At 59.4% G+C, this 16,755-nt stretch carries 16 protein-coding genes; 6 read left to right on the top strand and 10 right to left on the bottom strand.

The features are described from left to right. Positions 1-423 precede the first annotated feature (423 nt). On the bottom strand, positions 424-1,710 hold the full coding sequence (gene tyrS, locus ABRP88_RS04535) for a tyrosine--tRNA ligase (RefSeq protein WP_349836360.1): 1,287 nt from the start codon (positions 1,708-1,710) through the stop codon (positions 424-426). A gap of 45 nt (positions 1,711-1,755) precedes the next feature. Next, positions 1,756-1,929, bottom strand: coding sequence for a Trm112 family protein (locus ABRP88_RS04530; protein WP_284783037.1), 174 nt, complete (start codon positions 1,927-1,929; stop codon positions 1,756-1,758). A 244-nt stretch (positions 1,930-2,173) separates the two neighbouring features. Here ABRP88_RS04530 and thiC point away from each other — a divergent pair, with 244 nt between their 5' ends. From thiC to ABRP88_RS04500, 6 genes are read left to right on the top strand one after another with little or no spacing between them, the layout of a single operon-like run. Then, positions 2,174-4,105, top strand: a complete 1,932-nt coding sequence (thiC, locus tag ABRP88_RS04525; protein ID WP_349836359.1) for a phosphomethylpyrimidine synthase ThiC — start codon at positions 2,174-2,176, stop codon at positions 4,103-4,105. Then, positions 4,095-4,775 carry a thiamine phosphate synthase gene (locus tag ABRP88_RS04520; protein WP_349836357.1) on the top strand — a complete coding sequence of 227 codons (681 nt, stop codon included), beginning with the start codon at positions 4,095-4,097 and terminating at the stop codon, positions 4,773-4,775. Before thiC ends, ABRP88_RS04520 begins: the two co-directional genes overlap by 11 nt. Then, positions 4,768-5,904 (top strand): glycine oxidase ThiO, encoded by a 1,137-nt coding sequence (gene thiO, locus ABRP88_RS04515; RefSeq protein WP_349836355.1) that lies wholly within the window; start codon positions 4,768-4,770, stop codon positions 5,902-5,904. Before ABRP88_RS04520 ends, thiO begins: the two co-directional genes overlap by 8 nt. Positions 5,905-5,928: 24 nt before the next feature. Further along, complete coding sequence (gene thiS / locus ABRP88_RS04510; protein WP_284783025.1) at positions 5,929-6,132, top strand: sulfur carrier protein ThiS; 204 nt, start codon at positions 5,929-5,931, stop codon at positions 6,130-6,132. An 11-nt stretch (positions 6,133-6,143) separates the two neighbouring features. Further along, positions 6,144-6,926: a thiazole synthase gene (locus ABRP88_RS04505; protein WP_284850223.1), complete on the top strand. Its 783-nt coding sequence runs from the start codon at positions 6,144-6,146 to the stop codon at positions 6,924-6,926. Then, complete coding sequence (locus tag ABRP88_RS04500) at positions 6,926-8,089, top strand: ThiF family adenylyltransferase (protein WP_349836354.1); 1,164 nt, start codon at positions 6,926-6,928, stop codon at positions 8,087-8,089. Before ABRP88_RS04505 ends, ABRP88_RS04500 begins: the two co-directional genes overlap by 1 nt. A gap of 51 nt (positions 8,090-8,140) precedes the next feature. Here ABRP88_RS04500 and argH read toward each other — a convergent pair whose 3' ends face one another. From argH to argC, 8 genes are all read right to left on the bottom strand, one after another. After that, positions 8,141-9,580, bottom strand: a complete 1,440-nt coding sequence (argH, locus tag ABRP88_RS04495) for an argininosuccinate lyase (protein ID WP_349836353.1) — start codon at positions 9,578-9,580, stop codon at positions 8,141-8,143. A gap of 6 nt (positions 9,581-9,586) precedes the next feature. After that, entirely contained in the window at positions 9,587-10,807 is a 1,221-nt protein-coding gene (locus ABRP88_RS04490; RefSeq protein WP_349836351.1) for an argininosuccinate synthase, read from the bottom strand. Between the two features lie 78 nt (positions 10,808-10,885). Next, the gene (locus ABRP88_RS04485) at positions 10,886-11,368 is read right to left on the bottom strand and encodes an arginine repressor (RefSeq protein ID WP_284770485.1); all 483 of its coding nucleotides are present in this window, start codon (positions 11,366-11,368) and stop codon (positions 10,886-10,888) included. 2 nt (positions 11,369-11,370) lie between these two features. Further along, positions 11,371-12,291 carry an ornithine carbamoyltransferase gene (gene argF, locus ABRP88_RS04480; RefSeq protein WP_284853734.1) on the bottom strand — a complete coding sequence of 307 codons (921 nt, stop codon included), beginning with the start codon at positions 12,289-12,291 and terminating at the stop codon, positions 11,371-11,373. Next, positions 12,288-13,466, bottom strand: a complete 1,179-nt coding sequence (locus ABRP88_RS04475; protein ID WP_349836348.1) for an acetylornithine transaminase — start codon at positions 13,464-13,466, stop codon at positions 12,288-12,290. The genes argF and ABRP88_RS04475 overlap by 4 nt, the downstream gene beginning before the upstream one ends. Further along, entirely contained in the window at positions 13,463-14,398 is a 936-nt protein-coding gene (gene argB / locus ABRP88_RS04470; RefSeq protein WP_349836347.1) for an acetylglutamate kinase, read from the bottom strand. The genes ABRP88_RS04475 and argB overlap by 4 nt, the downstream gene beginning before the upstream one ends. A gap of 8 nt (positions 14,399-14,406) precedes the next feature. After that, positions 14,407-15,576, bottom strand: coding sequence for a bifunctional glutamate N-acetyltransferase/amino-acid acetyltransferase ArgJ (argJ, locus tag ABRP88_RS04465; RefSeq protein ID WP_349836345.1), 1,170 nt, complete (start codon positions 15,574-15,576; stop codon positions 14,407-14,409). 28 nt (positions 15,577-15,604) lie between these two features. Further along, positions 15,605-16,648: an N-acetyl-gamma-glutamyl-phosphate reductase gene (argC, locus tag ABRP88_RS04460; protein WP_349836343.1), complete on the bottom strand. Its 1,044-nt coding sequence runs from the start codon at positions 16,646-16,648 to the stop codon at positions 15,605-15,607. Positions 16,649-16,755: the final 107 nt, after the last annotated feature.

Here is a 16,755-nt window from a genome sequence, read left to right as displayed (position 1 = left end):
TGCAGCCGAAACACTAAACAGTATTCAAAAAGATGCGTATTCCAACACCTTACCGGCACACACCAACCAACAAACCACACAAGATTCGCTGGCCAACAGACCAATCAACACACAACCATGCACACAAAAATAAAAAATAAGTACATTGGCACACTATTGAGTTCTCAAACAACATCCACACACCACAAGAAAGTTAACCAAACGTTAACCTCTCATCGGCGGCTCGTACCAACTTACCCAACAACCTGAACCAAGTCAAATCCCCGAGTCAAGTCAGTACAAAAAGTCACTCAAAAGTAACCAACCGGCTACCTCTCGGCGACTTCGATAAAGTTACACCCAACCCCGAAAAACACACAAATCCCCAGGTAAAAGCACAAAACGCGATTACCAAGGGATCAGTTAACAGCTAAGCTGACGCTCCTAGGAAGGATTCACAACCCGTGCTCCGGCGAAACGCTTCTTGCCTTTACGCAACACGAGCCACGAACCATGCAGCAGATCGTTGGAATTCGGCGACCACTCGATGTCCTCGATGCGCTGGTTATTCACGTAAGCGCCGCCCTCGCCCACGGTGCGGCGCGCAGCACCCTTTGATTTTTCCAGTCCCGCCTCAACCAGCAGATCCAGAATCGTTGCCTCTGGGCCGACCTCGGCAATCTCGGTTTCCTGCAATGCGGAAGACAACGTGGCCTCGTCCAAATCCTGCAGCTCTGCCTTACCAAACAACGCCTGGGAAGCCAGCTCCACTGCTTCGGTGGCCTGCTCGCCGTGCACCAGGGTGGTCATCTCCCGTGCCAATACGCGTTGCGCCTCACGCTTGTGGGGTTCCTCCTCTACCTTGCGTGCCAGCTCTGCGATCTCCTCCTGAGTGAGGAAGGTAAACCAACGCAGGTAGTCGATAACCACCGCGTCGCCAGCATTAATGAAGTACTGGTACCAGGAGTACGGGCTGGTCAGCTGTGGATCCAGCCACAGTTTGCCGCCGCCGGTGGACTTGCCAAACTTATTGCCCTCGGCATCTGTCACCAACGGCACCGTCAGGCCGTGGACCTTCGCACCATTCACGCGACGATTCAGATCGACGCCGGAAACGATGTTTCCCCACTGGTCGCCACCGCCAATTTGCAGCACACAGTCGTACTCTTTGTGCAGGTGCATAAAGTCGTTTGCCTGCAGCAGCATGTAGGAAAACTCGGTGTAGGAAATACCGTCGGATTCCAGGCGGCGCTTGACCGTATCGCGGTCCAGCATGGTATTCAGCGAAAAGTTCTTACCGATATCGCGTAGGTACTCGATGACGTTGATCTGGCTAGTCCAGTCCGCGTTGTTCACCATAACCGCCGGGATTGCGGACTCGCCCGCCTCAGTGAAGTCCACGAAGGCCTCAAGTTGGTCCTTGATTGCCTGCATATTCTCTGCGATCTGCTCTTCTGAGAGCATGGAGCGCTCTCCGACATCCCGCGGGTCACCGATCATTCCCGTCGCGCCACCGGCCAGCGCGATGGGACGGTGGCCGAAGCGTTGGAAGCGCTTCAGCATAATCAGCGGCACGAGGTGGCCAGCGTGCAGCGAGCTTCCCGTCGGGTCAAAACCGCAGTACAAGCTGATCGGGCTCTCTGCGGCTTCCTTCAATGCCTCCAGGTCTGTGGACTGGTTGATCAGCCCGCGCCATTGCAGTTCGTCGATAATGTTCGTGGTGTTGCTCATACGAAGGTGTTCCCTTTTCCTATTACTTGATTTGCAGGACTCTAGTTACTTGGACTCAATGGGCCAGTCCACGACTTCGTCGACAAGCATGACCGGAATGCCGTCCTGCACTGGATAGGCCTTGTTCAGCCTGGGGTTCACCAAATAGTCACCGTGATCCTCCAGCGGTTGCCTGTCGATGGGGCACACGAGGATCTCTAGGAGCTTCTGATCAATCATGCTGCTTAGTTTAGCCCCTGCCCCGGACATCTCACCGAGTGACTCCCTGGTGTTGCTTGCCGATGCCTCCTCGGTCAACCACCTAGCCCATAACTTCACTCTCGGGTGGTGTGCGTTACAGTGGAAGGTGCAACCGAACACGGGCGCTCGAGGTATCGAGCTGAGATCGCGCTGTATGCCCGCGCGAGTACCGCTAGAACCTGCCTGGTTAGAACCAGCGAAGGAAGAATGAGGAGAGTCAACTATGACGGATACGTCTACCCAACACACCCGTACCACCATTCCGAACGACGAGTACGGTGCGGAAATCCACCCGAAGCACAGCTTCGCCCCCATCGAAAAGCAGGTGGAATCCTTCGGCAAGACCTTCACCCTGCAGGTGCCGGAGACCGAGGTGCAGCTGGACGATTCCCCGACCGGCCCGAACGCACCGCAGAAGCTCTACCGCACCCGCGGTCCGTGGGCCGAGCCAACCGAAGGCCTAGAGGCCCTGCGCAGCGAGTGGATCAAAGCCCGCGGAGATGTGGAGGCCTACGAGGGGCGTCGTCGCAACTTGCTGGACGACGGTAACCGCGCCCTCAAGCGTGGCGAGGCCAGCGACGAGTGGAAGGGCGTCAGCCGCGAAACGCTGCGGGCCAAGGAAGGAAAGCGCGTAACCCAGATGCACTACGCCCGCCAGGGTGTTATCACCCCGGAGATGGAATACGTCGCACTGCGCGAGCACTGTGACGTAGAAAAGGTGCGCGAGCAGGTTGCCTCCGGTAAAGCGATCATCCCGAACAACATCAACCACCCGGAGTCCGAGCCGATGATCATCGGCAATGCCTTCAACACGAAGATCAACGCCAATATCGGTAACTCCGCCGTGACTTCCTCGATCCGCGAAGAGGTAGACAAGCTGCGCTGGGCTACCCGCTGGGGCGCAGATACCGTGATGGATCTATCCACCGGTAACGACATTCACACCACCCGCGAGTGGATCATGCGTAACTCGCCGGTGCCGATCGGTACCGTGCCGATCTACCAGGCACTCGAGAAGGTCGACGGCGTCGCCGAGGACCTGACCTGGGAAATCTTCCGCGATACCGTGATCGAGCAGTGTGAGCAGGGTGTGGACTACATGACGATCCACGCCGGTGTGCGCCTGCCCTTCGTGCCGCTGACCACCAAGCGCGTGACCGGCATCGTCTCCCGCGGCGGTTCCATCATGGCCGGCTGGTGCCTGGCACACCACAAGGAATCCTTCCTCTATGAGAACTTCGACGAGCTGTGCGAGATCTTCGCCAAATACGACGTCGCGTTCTCTCTGGGCGACGGCCTGCGCCCCGGCTCCATCGCCGACGCCAACGACGCAGCCCAGTTCGCCGAGCTAAAGACCATCGGCGAGCTGACCCACCGCGCGTGGGAATACGACGTGCAGGTCATGGTCGAAGGCCCGGGCCACGTGCCGCTAAACATGGTGCAGGTCAACAACGAAAAGGAGCAGGAATGGTGCGGCGGTGCACCGTTCTACACCCTGGGACCGCTGGTCACCGACATTGCTCCCGGCTACGACCACATCACTTCCGCCATCGGTGCGGCCAATATCGCCATGGGTGGTACCGCGATGCTGTGCTACGTCACCCCGAAGGAGCACCTGGGCCTGCCGAATAAGGACGACGTGAAGACCGGCGTAATCACCTACAAGGTCTCGGCCCACGCCGCGGACGTCGCCAAGGGCCACCCTGGCGCCCACGAATGGGACGATGCGATGAGCAAGGCCCGCTTCGAGTTCCGCTGGCACGACCAGTTCGCCCTGTCCCTAGACCCGGATACCGCCCAGGCCTACCACGACGAAACCCTGCCTGCGGAGCCGGCGAAGACCGCCCACTTCTGCTCGATGTGTGGACCCAAGTTCTGTTCCATGCGCATTAGCCAGGACATCCGCGACGCATTCGGCGAGAAGATCGATGAGGCTCTGGCCACCGACCACGAGCAATCGCTGGTCAAGGACCTCGGCTTGCCGGGCTTCGGCCGCCAGAGCGTGGACGAAGCGGGTGTCACTAATGCCGAAGGCGAAGAAGAAATGGCCGAAGAATTCCGCCGCGCGGGTTCCAAGCTGTACCTGAACCGCAGCGAGGCCAAGGAAGTAGCCGAGGACTTGGAAAAGGAAGCAGCCGCGTACAGTGAGCGCTAACCTACTGGACCTGCGGTGCTACCACGTCACGGGCGCACCGCAGGAAAAGGTCGTACAGGTTGCCGCGGCAGCAGCGGCAGGTGGTGCGGGTGTAATTCAAGTTCGCAGCAAGCCCATCAGCGTGCGCGATTTGACTGCCTTGGCCATCGACGTTGCCGCAGCAGTAGAAAAAGCCAATCCGGCAACGCGAGTGCTTATCGATGACCGAGTGGACGTAGCGGCCGCCCTGATGGGCGAACACCACATCCACGGCGTGCACATTGGTCAAGACGACTTGGACCCGCGCCTGGCGCGGCGAATCCTTGGCGAGGATGCGATCATCGGGCTGACTACCGGCACCCTCGAGCTCGTACAGGCTGCTAACGAATACGCCGATGTGATCGACTACATCGGAGCCGGCCCGTTCCGCCCCACCCCGACGAAGTCCTCCGGCCGCACCCCGCTGGGGTTAGATGGTTATCCCCCACTCGTGAGTGCATCGGCAGTTCCGGTGGTGGCTATTGGAGACGTGCAGGCCGCCGACGCTGAAGCACTGGCCAAAACCGGTGTGGCTGGTGTGGCGATTGTGCGTGCTTTTATGGACTCCGATGATCCAGCTGCGCTGGCAACCACGGTTGTTGATGCCTTCGATCGGGCGGACAAGAATGCAGCAAACGGTTCACATGGATAATACCGAGCACGCCATCATTGGAGCGGGAATCATCGGGCTGACCACCGCATTCGAGCTGCTGGAGGCGGGCGTGGACCCGCAGAAAATCCTTGTGGTAGATCCCCAGCCCATCAGCGGTGCCACATTCGTGGCCGGTGGCATGCTGGCTCCGGTTGCGGAAGTGCAATACCGGCAAGAACCGCTGTACCCGCTGATGGTGGCTTCGGGCGAGATGTTTCCCGACCTGCTGACCAGGTTGGGGGCGAAAACCACCGCACCAACCGGGCACCGTAGTGAATCCACCTTGGTGGTGGGCGCCGACCGCGCCGATGGCGTGCACATCCGCGAGCTTCTGGCGCTGCAGCAGAAACACGGCATGGATGCCCACGCGCTGCCACTACGGCAAGCCCGAAAGCTAGAACCGGGCCTAAGTCCCCAGCTGACGGCCGCGGTGGAAATCCCGGGCGATCATCAAATCAACCCGCGCATGTTCAGCGCGTGCCTTTTGGAGTACCTACAGCGGGCCGGGGTTCGATTTATGTCCACTGCAGCAACGCGCATCGACGGGCAAAATGTGCAGCTTGCCGATGCCCGGGTACTCACCGCCGACATGATCTACCTCTGCAACGGGCTGGGGTCCAAGGAGGTGGACGGCTGGTTCGAGGGCGCCAATCCCCTGGCACTTCGGCCGGTGTACGGCGACATGCTGCGGCTGCGGGTACCGGAAGAACTAGTGCACACCAGCGGCGAGCCGCTCACCCGAGTGGTGCGCGCATTCGTGGAGGACCGGCCGGTATATGTCATCCCCCGCACCGATGGCACCATCGCCGTCGGGGCGACCAGCCGCGAAGACAACCGCAAGGGACCCGCCGTAGACGGTGTGTACACACTGCTGCGCGATGCCATCCGGGTGGTTCCTGGGCTGGAGGAATGCGAATTCATCGAAGCGATCGTTGGAGCCCGGCCTGGCACCCCCGATGACCTTCCCTACCTGGGCAAAGTACGCGACGGGCTAGTGGTCTCTACCGGATACTTCCGCCACGGAATCCTGTTGTCCGCCTTCGGGGCTAAGGTAGGTGCCCAGTTGGGGTTGGGCACGTCCCCGGGGTTGGACATCTCGGCCTGCGATCCACTACGCCACGCCCGATAACCATAAAAGAAAGGAAAACTCACCATGGAATACACGGTTAATGGAGAACCCCGCAGCAGCGATAGGCACATCACCGTGACCGCCGTCGTAGAAGCAGAAACTGGCGATGCCGCGCCGAAAGGCGTGGCCGTAGCCGTCAATGGCGATGTCGTTCCAGCCAGCAACTGGTCTTATGAAGTCACCAACGGCGACGTGCTGGATATCCTCACCGCCGTGCAGGGCGGTTAGGAGCTTTAACCATGCTTTCTATCGCGGATAAACAATTCGATTCGCACCTAGTAATGGGAACCGGCGGTGCCAGCAGCCAGGCTATGTTGGAACAGTCCCTGGTTGCCAGCGGTACCGAGCTCACCACGGTGGCCATGCGTCGGCACAGTGCCACAAGCTCCGGTGGGGAATCCATCTTTGAGCTCTTACGACGGTTGAACATTGACGTGCTGCCCAACACTGCTGGGTGCCGCACCGCCCGCGATGCCGTAATCACCGCCAAGCTAGCACGCGAAGCGCTAGGCACCAATTGGGTGAAGGTCGAGGTTATCGCGGATGACCGCACACTTCTGCCGGACGTGGTGGAGCTCGTAGATGCGTGCGAGATGCTGGTTGCCGAAGGATTCGTGGTGTTGGCATATACGAGCGACGATCCGGTCATCGCCAAGCGGCTAGAAGACGTCGGCGTGGATGCGGTGATGCCTTTGGGCTCGCCCATCGGTACGGGCCTGGGCATCCTGAATCCACACAATATCGAGCTGATCTGTTCGCGTACCCACGTGCCCGTACTGCTGGATGCCGGTGTGGGCACGGCCTCCGATGCTGCACTGGCTATGGAGCTGGGCTGCGACGGCGTTCTCCTCGCCAGCGCTATCAACCGCTGCCAGGATCCCCTGGCAATGGCCACTGCAATGAAATACGCCGTGGAAGGCGGCCGGTTGGCCCGCCAAGCCGGCCGCATTCCAAAGCGACAGCACGCCGTAGCATCGTCATCGTTTGCAGGCTTGGCTAGCTGGGAAGACAAGGTCCTGTAATGAGCCAACTGCCCCGCGAAGAGTTGCACAGGGTTGCCCGCCAAACGCTGTTGCCTGGCTTCGGCATCGCCCAGCAAGAGGCGCTGCACTCCACCCACGTCTTCGTCATCGGCGCTGGTGGTTTGGGTTGCCCCCTGATGCAGCAGCTGGCTGCCGCCGGCGTGAGTGAGATCTCTGTGATCGACGACGACACGGTGGATCTGAGCAATATCCACCGCCAGATTCTATTTGGCGCCCACGATGTGGGAAGGCCCAAGGTGGACGTCGCAGCCGAAAAGCTCCAGCAACTGCAGCCCGACATCGTCGTGCATGCGATTCGCGATCGACTCACCGCTGACAATGCCGTGGCCTACCTCCGTGGGGTGGACATCCTGGTGGATGGTTCCGATACGTTTACCACCAAATTCCTAGCAGCCGATGCCGCGGAACTCACCGGCACCCCGCTGGTATGGGGCTCTGTGCTGCGTTTCCGTGGCGACTGCGCAGTGTGGTGGTCCGGGCCCGGCGCCGAGTCGGGCGTGGGCATGCGCGACCTCTATCCCCTGCAGCCCGACCCCGATTCCGTCCCGGATTGCGCCACCGCCGGCGTGCTGGGTGTGACCACCAGCGTGGTCGCGGGCCTGATGTCCACCGAGCTGATCCAGTTCGCAACGGGCATGAACCGCGAGCGGGTGGGCCTGCTAAGCATCTACAATGCACTAACCGCCTCCATCGACCACTTCCGCGTGCCCCGCGACCCAGCACGCGAACTAACCACCCAGCTGCAACATGACTACGGTGGCGCTGCCTATGCCGTGCCGGAGGACGATGATACCGATGCCGAGATATTCGACAAGCTACGCGATGGCGCCGCGGCCATCGATGTGCGCGAAATCAGTGAAGCCGCCATCGATGATTTCTTTTTTGACGCCACCGCCAAGCATTATCACTTACCTACCTCCGTGTGGCTGGAAGATCCAGAGGCAGCGTGCAGCTTGCTCGATTCCCTGCAGGCCGAAAGGCTTAGCGAAGCGTGGGTGTACTGCGCCTCCGGCAAGCGCTCGGCCAGCTTCATCTCAGCTTTCGCCGAGGAGGGCGAACGGCGCGGCATCACTTTGCACAACGTCGCAGGCGGCATAAAGGGCCAGCCCGCGACGTCTCATGGAATGCCTTCCTCTCATTAATGAGGGCATTTTTATCTTCTAGATAAGCCAGGGGTCTTGTCTGTCGCCCCTCTAGTTCTGCGTGCGCAGTGGCTTGGTGGCCCACTTACGCGCCGCGGCGGCATGTTCGCGGACGGTTTCGCGCTGTTCAGCAACGCGAACGCCGGCGGTCCCGCCCTTGGTTGTGCGGGAAGCGACCGCACCATCAATGGTCAGGACCGCGCGCACCTCTGGGGTCAGCCGCTTGTCGACGCCCCTGAGTTCCTCATCAGTGAGATCCACCAGGTCCACTCCCCGCTCTTCGGCGATGCGTACGCACGCGCCGGAAGCTTCGTGTGCTTCGCGGAAGGGCACGCCTTGGCGAACCATCCACTCTGCTAGGTCGGTGGCCAAGGTGAATCCGCGTGGCGCCAACTCGCGCATCCTATCCTCATTAAAGGACAAGGTGGACACGAGCCCGGTCATGGATGGCAGCAATAGGTTGAGCTGCGCCACCGAGTCCACGATGGGTTCTTTGTCCTCTTGCAGGTCGCGGTTATAGGCCAGCGGCTGTGCCTTGAGCGTGGATAGCAACCCAGTGAGATTGCCAATCAGGCGACCAGTCTTGCCCCGGGTAAGTTCCGGGATATCCGGGTTCTTCTTTTGCGGCATGATGGATGAGCCCGTAGACCACGCATCATCCAAGGTGACGTAGCCGTATTCCGGGGTGCACCAGTAGATGATCTCTTCTGCGAGCCGGGACATGTCCACTGCGATCTGCGCCAGCACAAAGGCCGTTTCCGAGGCAAAATCGCGAGACGCGGTGCCATCCAGGGAGTTTTCCGCAGCGGAATCAAATCCGAGCTCTGCGGCGATAGCTTCTGGGTCAAGCTGCAGAGAGGAGCCTGCGAGCGCACCCGACCCATACGGAGATACGGATAGCCGCTTATCCAAGTCCTGCAGGCGCTGAATATCGCGCAGCAGCGGCTGGGCGTGGCCCAACAATTCGTGGGCAAGCAAGATGGGCTGCGCGGCCTGGGAGTGCGTCTTGCCCGGCATGATGGCCTCGGGATGCGCGGCGGCTTGATCCGCTAGGGCATCGACAAGCTCGGAGACTTGCAGGGCCGTATCGCGGATGGCATCGCGCACCCACATGCGAAAGAGCGTGGCAACTTGGTCGTTGCGGGAACGTCCCGCGCGCAGGCGGCCGCCTACCTCGGGCCCGACGATGTCAATGAGGCCGCGCTCCATGGCGCCGTGCACATCTTCATCGGTGGGTGCTGGGACAAATTCGCCCGAAGCTACCTTCTCCCCGAGCTCGGTGAGTCCGGAAAGCATGGTGTCGAGGTCGGCATCGGAAAGCAGCCCTGCCTTGTGCAGTACCTTGGCATGCGCCTTCGAGGCGAGTACGTCGTAAGGGGCAAGCACCCAGTCAAAATGGGTGGAAACCGAAAGGGCGAACATCGCCTCGGAAGGGCCGCCGGAGAAACGGCCGCCCCAGAGCGCGCCTTCGTTAGTCTTGTGTGGTTCCATCGGTGCCTATTTTTCTGCGCTGGTGGGGAAACCACCCTCGCGGTCACGCTGGTTGGAAATCTGGGTGGACAAGCCGTGCAACTGGACAAAGCCCTTTGCAGCGGTCTGGTCGAAGGTATCGCCGGTGTCGTAGGTAGCCAAATCGAAGGAGTACAGCGACTGTCCGGAGCGGCGGCCGGTGACGGTCGCGGTACCTGCGTGCAGGCTCAGGCGGATATCGCCAGTGACGTTCTCCTGGGACTCCTCGATGAAGGCATCCAGAGAACGCTTCAGCGGCGAGTGCCACAGGCCGTCGTAAACCTCCTCGGACCACCGTGCATCCGTCAGGCGCTTGTAGCGCGCCAGCTCGCGCTCCACGGTGACATCCTCCAGCGCCTCGTGGGCCTGGATGAGCACCATGGCACCCGGTGCCTCGTAGACCTCGCGGGACTTAATGCCCACCAAGCGGTCCTCTACCATGTCCAGGCGGCCGATTCCCTGGGCACCAGCGCGGCGGTTGACCTCTTCGATGATCTGCAGCGGGGTCAGCTTTTTGCCGTCGACTGCAACTGGAACACCCTTCTCAAAGGAAATGATAATCTCATCCGGAGCATTGCCCAGGCCCGGGTCTTCCGTATATGCGTAGAGATCCTTTGTCGGCGGGTTCCACAGATCCTCCAGGAAGCCGGTTTCTACCGCACGGCCCCACAGGTTCTGGTCGATGGAAAATGGCGAGGCCGCCGATTGCTCAATGGGCAGGTTAATCTCTTCTGCAAAATCGATGGCCTTATCGCGGGTCCATGCATAATCGCGCGCTGGGGCGACGATCTCTAGCGATGGATCCTGGGCGCGGAAGGACACCTCAAAGCGCACCTGGTCATTGCCCTTACCGGTACAACCGTGGGAAACGTGCGTTCCGCCGTGCTCCTGCGCTGCCTTCACGAGGTGCTTGGTAATAAGCGGGCGGGAAATGGCAGATACCAGCGGGTACTGCTTCATATACATGCCATTCGCCTTAATGGTGGGCACGCAGTATTGCTCCGCAAACTCATCTTTGGCATCGATAACGATGGACTCCACCGCACCGCAATCGAGCGCGCGCTGGCGTACGGACTCCATATCCTCGCCGCCCTGACCCAAGTCAAGGGAGACGGCGACAACGTCGCCGCCGGTCATCTTTGCCAGGTATGGAATGGCTACCGAGGTATCGAGGCCACCGGAATAGGCCAAGACTACGCGTGCAGACATGCTAAGACTCCTTCAATAATTGAAAAAAATTCGGTTAGTTAAATAATATACGAGCGGGTGCGAGAATGCCACTATTCTTTAAATCTTCTGCGCCTTCAGCCTTTCCGCCAATTCCGCACCGGTAACCCCCTCGCGTGCCAGCACAAAAATGGTGTCATCACCGGCGATGCACCCCACTACATCGTGCAGGCCCACGCGATCGATAAAGCTGGCGAGGTACTGCGCTGCTCCCGCCGGCGTGCGCAACATCGCGATATTCATCGAAGAATCGTGGGAGACCACCAATTCATCCAACATGCGCCGCAACTTCTCGCGCGGTCCGCCCACCTGATCTTCGAATTGTTCCAGCTCGCCCGCGACCATATAGTACGAGCGCCCACCGTCTCGCTTGACCTTCTTCGCTCCCAGCTCATCAAGATCCCGCGACAGCGTGGCCTGCGTGATATCGATGCCTTCTGCCAACAAGAGCTCCGATAATTGCACCTGGCTCGTGACGCGATTGCGATCCAAAATTTCCAAGATCTTTGCCTGCCGGGCAGTTCGAGTGCTCGGGGTGCTCATCGCTAGCGGTTCTCCTTATTAATATCGAGCAGCCACACCAGCAGTGCCTTTTGGGCATGCAGGCGGTTTTCCGCCTCATCGAATACTCGGGATTGCGGCCCGTCGATGACCTCTGCGGTCACCTCGTTGCCACGATAGGCCGGCAGGCAGTGCAAGAAAATCGCGTCCTGCTTTGCCTTTGCCATCACATCTTTAGAGACCTGATAGGGCAAAAACGGAGTGCGCCTATCCTGCCCATCGTTTTCCTGGCCCATAGACACCCAGGTATCCGTTATGACTACATCGGCGCCGGCTACTTCCGCAACGTCATCGGTAACCGTGACGTTGCCGCGCTGCCGTGCGCGCTCGACAAATTCGGGACGAGGCTGGAACCCTTCCGGCGAAATGATGGAAATATCCATGCCAGCGGTAGCAAAGCCAAGCATATAAGAATTGGCCATATTATTATTGCCATCCCCAAGGTAGACCGCCTTGCGGCCAGCAAGATCGCCAAAGTTTTCCCGGCAGGTCAGAAGATCAGCCAAGATTTGGCAGGGATGCAGGTCATCAGACAGAGCATTGACCAACGGAACCGTGGAAGTCTCCGCCATCTGTTCCAGGTTGTCGTGGGCATAGGTGCGCCAGACGATGGCCTCCACGTAGCGGGACAAGACCGCGCCCGTATCCTGGTAGGACTCGCCCTTGCCCATCTGTGTGCCCGAAGAATCAACGGTAATGGCGCTGCCACCCATATGCGCAATTCCGGTTTCAAAAGAAAAGCGGGTGCGCGTAGATGTCTTATCAAAGAGGACGGCTACCGTCTTTGGTCCTTCCAACGGGCGCCGCGCGAACGGATCGGCCTTGAGCTTAACCGCGAGATCGAGGACTTCTTTTTGTTCCTCCGGGCTGAGGTCATCATCGGCTAAGAAATGGCGCAAGCTCATACTAATTCCTCCACAACGGTGCGTAGCTTTTCTAGGGCAGTATCAATTTCCTGCTGGGAAATGACCAGTGGCGGAGTAAGGCGCAAGACGTTCTCGCTCGGGGCATTAAGGATAATCCCCTGCTCAAATCCACGCTTGACGGCCTCGCGAGCCACCGGTGCATTTAATACAACACCTAGCATAAGACCGCGGCCGCGCACGTCGCTGACCCCGGAAATCTTCTTGACTTGCTGCGTTAAATCCTCGCCCTTTGCGGAGACCTCATTCAAGAACTTCTCATCGAGGGCATCAAGGACAACATTGGCCGCGGCACACGCCACGGGGTTTCCGCCAAAGGTGGTCCCGTGGGAACCTGGCTGGAATAAGTCCTTCGCGCGACCGCGGGTGATGGTGGCGCCGATGGGCAATCCGGCGCCGAGGCCCTTGGCCATGGTGATGACATCGGGGGAAATTCCCTCAAGCTCGTGAGCAAAGAATTGCCCCGTGCGCCCTGCTCCGGCTTGGACCTCATCGACGATCAGCAAAATGCCGTGTTCATCGCATAAATCAGAAACCGCCCGCATAAACCCGGCAGGGGCAGGAATGACTCCGGTCTCGCCCTGAATAGGCTCGAAGATAATGGCGGCGGTATCCGCGGCATCTTGCTCCACCAACTGGCGCAGGTAGTCGATATAGCCGTAAGGGTAAAATTCCACGCCGCTAGGCAGTGGGCGGAATGCCTTTTGCTTATCGGGCTGCCCAGTCATGGCCAAAGAGCCCATCGTGCGCCCGTGAAAACCATGGTGCGCAGCAAGGATACGCCGCCTACCCGTGAGCCGTGCGAGCTTGAATGCCGCCTCGTTAGCCTCTGAGCCGGAGTTGCAGAAAAATACGCGCGCGTCGCTATCGCCTACCCGCTCAATCAGCTTTGCCCCGGCGTCGAGCACAGGTTGGGTGGCAAAAAGATTGGAGGTATGTACAAGGGTGCGGCTTTGCTTGGCAACGGCATCTGCTACCTCCGCATTGCCATAGCCCAAGGAATTCACGGCGATGCCGGCCAGCAGGTCAATGTAGGTTTTCCCGTTTTCATCGGTAAGCGTGGACCCCTTTCCGGAGACCAGGCCGAGTGGCGGCTGGCCATAGGTATTGGCCAGCGTTTCTGACCACCGGCCGGTTAATGTTTCTTGCGTGCTCATGCGATATCGTCCTTCCTGAACACTGTGCCTTCGGGATAATCGTGCTTTTCGTAATCATCGGGCAGGACCATCGTTCCAATGCCGCCTGGGGTTAAAAGCTCAAGGAGCACGGAATGGCCTATTCGGCCGTCGATGACGTGCGCGGCGGATACCCCGCCCTGCACGGCATTGAGACAGGATTCCATTTTGGGAATCATGCCGGAGCTCAAGCCAGGAAGCAGTCCGGTAAGCTCATCGCTTTCGATTTTGGAGACTAGGGAATCTTTATTCGGCCAGTCGGTATAAAGGCCTTCCACGTTGGTCAAAATGACAAGGCGTTCTGCTCCCAGTGCGCTCGCTAGCGCACCCGCGGCGCTGTCGGCGTTGATGTTATACACCTCGCCATCGTTTCCTGGCGCGATAGTTGAGACCACCGGGATGCGGCCAGCTTCGATGATGTCATTGACGGCTGCCGGGTTGACCTCCACGATATCGCCCACCATCCCGATATCGGTTGCCTCCCCTTCTACGTCCACAAACCGCTTGGTGGCGCGGAAAAGCCCAGCGTCTTCGCCGCTTGTGCCCACGGCGTAGGGCCCGTGCGAGTTAATGAGGTTCACCAGTCCGCGGCCGACTTGGCCAAAAAGGACCATCCGCACCACGTCCATGATTTCGGGTGAGGTGACGCGGAAACCGCCCTTAAATTCGCCTTCGATGCCGAGCTTATCCAGCATGGAATTGATCTGCGGGCCGCCGCCGTGGACGACAACGGGTTTTGCTCCGATGGTGCGCAGAAACACCATATCCGCCGCAAAGGCTTCCTTGAGTTCCTCATCCACCATGGCGTTGCCGCCATACTTGACGACGACGATTTTATCGCGGAAGTGTTGCAGCCACGGCAGGGCTTCAGCCAGCACCGTAGCGCGTTCTTGATTATTCAGTCCGGGAAACATTTCTCCTCCTAGGAGCTATACGCCGAATTGATCTCAACGTAGGAGTAGGACAGGTCCGTAGTCCGAACGAACGCCGTGCCCTCGCCACCCGTGCCGAGATCCACGCGGACATCAATATCCGCCCCGCTCAAGTCCACATCGCGGGCTCCAGGCGCGCCCGTCGAGTGCACACATACCGGCTGGTCATCGAAGTAGACGGAGATATTGTCTGGGTCCATGTCTGCATCTGCCATGCCGACGGCGGCCAGTACCCTGCCCCAATTGGGATCGGAGCCGAACATAGCGCACTTGAATAAATTGTCCCGGCCCAGGGTGCGAGCGGCATTGAGCGCCTGCTCATCAGAGCCCGTGCCTTCGACGGTGATCTTTACGCGCTTTGTCACTCCCTCAGCATCGGCTTGAAGCTGATCCGCAATATCCGCGCAGACCTCTAGGATTGCCTGGTCTAACTCTTCTTCGCTGGGCTGCACGCCGGAGGCCCCAGAAGACATGACGATCACGGTGTCATTGGTAGAGGTTGAACCGTCCACATCCAAGGTATTAAAAGTCTGTGCGCAGGCCTTTTCCAGCGAGCTTCGCAGGATCGCCGCGTCAGCGACGGCATCGGTAGTAATGCACACCAACATCGTGGCCAGCGAAGGCGCCATCATGCCAACGCCCTTGCCCATAGCGCCCACGGACCATCCATCGCCAGCAAAACCGGATTCCTTGGGAACGGTGTCCGTGGTCATAATGGCTGTGGCGGCGTCATTGCCGTGCTGTGGAGTCGTACCCACGTGGTTTATGACATCCGCGATGCCTGCAAGCGCATTGTCCATAGGTAGCGGCTCACCGATGAGCCCGGTAGAACAAATGGCAATATCCTTCACGGCAATATCCGTGCTATGAGATAAGGCGTCCACCATGGCGCGCGCATCGGCATCGCCTTGCGCGCCATTGCACGCATTGGCATTGCCGGAGTTGATGACTACGGCACGCAACTGGCCATCCGCTACGGCCTCGCGGGAGACCTTAACGGGGGAAGCCACCACGCGGTTGCGCGTGAACACCGCCGCCGCGTCCGAGCGAGGGCCCTCGTTTACAAGCAAAGCCAAATCCGCTTTTCCGGAGGGTTTGATTCCGGCCTTTACCGCGCCGGCGCTAAATCCGGCGGGTCCTGTGATTCCTAGTGTAGTCATCAAATTCTCCTCTAAGTAATGCGCAGCCCTACGGGGCGACTGCGGCTTGGGGCAATCCCAAAGTTTCTGTCCATCCCAGCGCAAGGTTCATACACTGCACGGCGGCACCGGCGGTACCCTTGCACAAATTGTCTAGCGCCGCGGTGATGATGAGGCGGTGGGAATTTTCATCAACATGGGCTTGGATATGCACCATGTTTGTGCCCACCACGTTCTGGGTTTCCGGTTGCTGGCCTTCTGGCAGCACGAGGCAGAAGGGTTCATCGGCATAGAATTCCTCGAATGCGGTGCGCACCTGCTGCTTGCCGATACCCCCTTTCAACTCCGCCGTAATCGTCGCCAGAATCCCACGGGGCATGGGCGCAAGCACCGGGGTAAAACTCACGGACACCTCATCGTGGGAAAACGGTTGCAGGTTCTGCACGATTTCCGGGGTATGCCGATGGGTGCCGCCTGGTTTATAGGCCTTGACGTTTCCCATGGTCTCTGCGCCCAATTGCGCGACGGAAGCCTTCTTTCCCGCTCCGGAGACGCCGGTAACAGCAATAACGGAAAGGGCGGATTCCACTAGCCCTCGCGCAATAGCGGGCAGCGTCCCCAAGGTAATGGCCGTGGGGAAACATCCGGGCACGGCTACCCGGTTTGTGCCTTTAAGGTTTGACCTGTTTTCCGGGATTTCCGGGATACCGTACGGCCACTGCCCCGCATAGTTCCCGCCGTAATAGGCTTTCCAATCGCTTTCCTTACGGAGCCGAAAGTCGGCGGCGCAATCGATGATCGTGACCTCATCTCCCAATTGCTCCGCGAGCCGCGACGAGTGTCCATGCGGCAAGCCCAAGAAGACGACGTCGTGTCCTACAAGTTCTTCGGGCGTGGTGTCAGCAATGACGCGATCTGCCAGTTGCGGGAGATGCGGCATAATTTCTGCGACGCGCTGGCCTACTTGGGAATTTCCCGTCAAGGAACCAATACGCAGGTCACCGGAATGATAGGCAGGGTGGGATAGCAGCAGGCGCAGAATCTCTCCGCCGGCGTACCCATTGGCCCCTGCCACTGCTACTGAAATCGTCATACCGGAAACTATAGCAAGAAATACGCTCTACTGTATGTTATTCAGTGAATTGGGTTACTTTTCCAAGGTCAAAGGGCATGAAAGTAATTAGTACGTTGCATGAAAAC

The sequence above is a fragment of the Corynebacterium sp. KPL2734 genome (assembly GCF_040225595.1).
GTDB classification, from domain to species: domain Bacteria; phylum Actinomycetota; class Actinomycetes; order Mycobacteriales; family Mycobacteriaceae; genus Corynebacterium; species Corynebacterium rhinophilum.
This window is presented reverse-complemented; position numbering and strand designations above follow the sequence as displayed.